3 protein-coding genes are annotated in these 2,015 nt (G+C 61.6%); all 3 read right to left on the reverse strand.

Going from position 1 to position 2,015, the window contains the following annotated elements:
- Window positions 1-1,118, reverse strand: a 1,118-nt coding sequence (locus AC4FAH_RS07740; protein WP_490245853.1) for a TRAP transporter large permease, incomplete at its 3' end; no start/stop codon positions are given.
- Between the two features lie 4 nt (window positions 1,119-1,122).
- Window positions 1,123-1,680 (reverse strand): TRAP transporter small permease, encoded by a 558-nt coding sequence (locus AC4FAH_RS07745; protein ID WP_043332799.1) that lies wholly within the window; start codon window positions 1,678-1,680, stop codon window positions 1,123-1,125.
- A gap of 135 nt (window positions 1,681-1,815) precedes the next feature.
- The coding region (locus AC4FAH_RS07750) for a hypothetical protein (RefSeq protein WP_490245854.1) at window positions 1,816-2,015 on the reverse strand (200 nt) is incomplete at its 5' end.

Raw genomic sequence — 2,015 nt, forward strand, 5'->3', positions numbered from 1 at the left:
GGCGGGGTCGAGAAGCCGATCCCGAGACTCACCACCAGCACGATCCCGAAGTGCACCGGGTCGACGCCCAGCTCCACCATGACCGGCAGCAACACCGGCGTGACGATCATGATGGTGGCCAGAATCTCGATGAACATGCCGACGATCAGCAGGAAGGCGATCACCAGCACCCACACCAGCCACAGGCTGTCGGTGATGTTGAGGATGCCCTGGGCGATCATGGCCGGAATGTGATGCTCCACCAGGATGCGCCCGAAGGCGGTAGCGGTGAACATGATGATCAGCACGCGACCGGTCAGCCAGGTCGTGTTCTGGAAGGCTTCATTCAAGCCCAGCAGCGAGGACTCCTTGTGAATGAAGACACCGACGAACAGCGCATAGAAGATCGAGACGACGGCGGCTTCGGTCGGTGTGAAAAGACCGCTGTAGATGCCGCCGAGGATGACCACCGGTGCCATCAGTGACCAGAAGCCCTCCTTGAGTACCTTGAAGACACGCGCCTTGTCGTACGGCTCGCCCTGGGCCTGATAGCCGTTGCGCTTGGCGGTGATGTAGTTGGCGATCATCAGGGCCGCCCCCAGCATGATGCCCGGGATGACACCCGCCATGAACAGCGCCGAGATCGACTCGTTGGCGGTCACCCCGTAGATGACCAACGGCATGCTGGGCGGAATCACGACGCCCAGTCCGCCAGCGGTGGCGGTAATCGCCGCCGGATAGCTGCGGCCGTAGCCACGTTCGATCATCGCCGGAATCACCAGCATGCCCACGGCCGCCGTGGTCGCCGGCCCCGAGCCGGAGATGGCGCCGAAGAACATGCAGGCCATCACCGCTGCCGCCCCCAGGCCACCTGCGGCCGGGCCCGCCAGCTCTTCGGCGATACGAATCAGACGCCGCGCGATGCCGGCGTCGCCCATCAGGGCGCCCGCCAGAATGAAGGATGGCAGTGCCATCAGCGGGAAGGAGTTGATCGCCGAGAACGCCAGCTCCACCAGCGAGGTGATGTCATCACCACTGACGACATAGACCGCCATGGACGCCACCCCAAGGGCAACGACGATGGGTGAGCCCAGAAACAGCAGTGCACCGAACAGAGAGAACAGAATAGTCGCGGCCATGGCATCAGCCTCCCATCTTGGCGGTGCGGGTGTCATCGGCGGCATCCGGGGCCGCTTCCGTGATGCGCTTCACTTCCTCGTCGTCCACGTTGCCGGGCTCGATGCCTCTGACCAGCTTGAGGAACTGCACCTGCAATACGCGAAAGGCCATCAAGGTGAAGGCCACGGGGAAGATGTAATAGACATAGGCGAGCGACCAGCCGAGCGCTGGGGACTCATAGGGAAACTCGGTGAGAAGCCCGATCAGATCCAGGCTCTTGTAGGCGATGATCAGGCTGAAGAGCGCCCAGATAAGGTCGACGAACAGCAGGATGGCGTTGGCCACCTTGCGCGGCAGCAGATTGATATGGGTCTGCAGCCGATTGTGGGCACTCAGGTGAGCCGCGTGTGCAGCCCCCAGGAAGACGAACCAGACGAAGGCGTAGCGTGCCAGCTCTTCCATCCATGCCATGCCGATACCGAACACGACACGCAATACCACTTGGGAAAACAGCAGGAGTACGAAGACCGCGAGTAGAAAGCGGCAGGCGTAATCCTCGAGATTGTTCAATCTGGCCAACATGCGAGCCTCCTTCACGATGAACTGTGAGAGGGATACCAGCACTGTCTGGTATCCCTGCTCGATAGCATTGAACGCAGCGGGGGTCGCTCAGGCGTCATTCACGCTAACGCCGCGAGCGACCCCGCCCACTCGGGCTCAGTGGCCCAATGCTTTCTGCAATTCGTCGAAGGATTCCTTGCCGCCGATCTCTTCATAGAACTGCGGCCAGACTTCTTCCTTGGCAATGCTGATCCACTTGTCCTCGTCGGTCAGCTGGGCGGACTGCACCCCTTCCGCTTCCATGGCAGCACGCGCCTGAGAGGCCTCGGTCAGCTGGAATTGAAGCGCATAGAGCT

Source organism: Cobetia sp. (assembly GCF_983723665.1).

Bases quoted from the DNA above. Each gene is read 5' to 3' on its own strand.
- AC4FAH_RS07745 (WP_043332799.1), bottom strand. From the start codon at position 1,680: ATGTTGGCCAGATTGAACAATCTCGAGGATTACGCCTGCCGCTTTCTA.